Source organism: Pseudomonas sp. MD195_PC81_125, from assembly GCF_014060985.1.
Lineage (GTDB): Bacteria > Pseudomonadota > Gammaproteobacteria > Pseudomonadales > Pseudomonadaceae > Aquipseudomonas > Aquipseudomonas parakoreensis.
The window spans coordinates 1-927 of record NZ_JABULD010001009.1; the positions used below are offsets into that span (position 1 = coordinate 1).

3 protein-coding genes are annotated in these 927 nt (G+C 53.0%); all 3 read left to right on the forward strand.

The window, feature by feature from the left end:
- A partial coding sequence (locus tag HT737_RS31545) for a hypothetical protein (RefSeq protein WP_220459636.1) occupies positions 1-196 on the forward strand: 196 nt, incomplete at its 5' end.
- A gap of 31 nt (positions 197-227) precedes the next feature.
- Positions 228-410: a type II toxin-antitoxin system HicA family toxin gene (locus HT737_RS30860; RefSeq protein ID WP_027611194.1), complete on the forward strand. Its 183-nt coding sequence runs from the start codon at positions 228-230 to the stop codon at positions 408-410.
- Positions 407-871, forward strand: a complete 465-nt coding sequence (locus tag HT737_RS30865) for a type II toxin-antitoxin system HicB family antitoxin (RefSeq protein ID WP_244905600.1) — start codon at positions 407-409, stop codon at positions 869-871. The genes HT737_RS30860 and HT737_RS30865 overlap by 4 nt, the downstream gene beginning before the upstream one ends.
- Positions 872-927: the final 56 nt, after the last annotated feature.

A 927-nucleotide genomic window follows, 5' to 3' on the forward strand; every position in this document is an offset into this window, starting at 1 on the left:
CCACATCAATACAAGCCAACCATTCTCAATCAGACACATTTCGCGACGCATTCAAATGTATCTGGACGGCAAGGCCCTTTCTCGCTGGCTCGCGCCTGCCGTTGGTCGAACCAATTACCGAGCGTTTGTTCACCCAGCTAATATTTCTCATGGTGTGTATCGTGTGTATAAATCGGTTGCTTACGCCCTAAAGTGACCCGCTCTTGCTGTCGAACAGGGCGAAGGAAATGCGTAGTCGGGAAATGATCAGGATGATCGAGGAGGATGGTTGGTATCTGGTTGCAGTGAAGGGCAGTCACCATCAGTACAAGCATCCGCGTAAGCCGGGTCGGGTGACGATCAAGCATCCGGATTCAGACCTTCCCAAAGGGACGATCAACAGCATTTTGAAACAGGCGGGGTTGAAATGAAGCCCGTTATTGGAAGTGAAAGTCCTTTTATGGACACGTCAGACGAAGGATTCACGTTTATGAAATTCCCGGTCGTTTTGCACAAGGATGCCGACTCGGACTACGGAGTGATTGTCCCGGATGTACCGGGGTGCTTCTCCGCAGGGAGCACGGTAGCCGAAGCTTTTGAAAACACTCAGGAGGCTCTGGCCCTGCACTATGAGGGGCTGGTGGCTGATGGTACACCGTTGCCTCGAGTTCGGGACATTGATGCACATCTCGACAACCCGGATTATGCGGGTGGGATCTGGGGTGTCGTCGACTTTGATATCACACCCTATTTCGGCAAGTCGGTACGCTTCAACGCCACGTTGCCCGAGCAACTGCTGGAGCGTATAGATCAAACAGTCCGGCGTGATCAGCGCTACAGTTCCCGCTCCGGATTTCTGGCCGCCGCTGCGTTACGCGAATTGTCGGCATAACCTGTAGGAGCTGCCGCAGGCTGCGATCTTTCGCTTTTAAAAGCCAGAATCAAAAG

Bases quoted from the DNA above. Each gene is read 5' to 3' on its own strand.
- HT737_RS30860 (WP_027611194.1), top strand. From the start codon at position 228: ATGCGTAGTCGGGAAATGATCAGGATGATCGAGGAGGATGGTTGGTAT.
- HT737_RS30865 (WP_244905600.1), top strand. From the start codon at position 407: ATGAAGCCCGTTATTGGAAGTGAAAGTCCTTTTATGGACACGTCAGAC.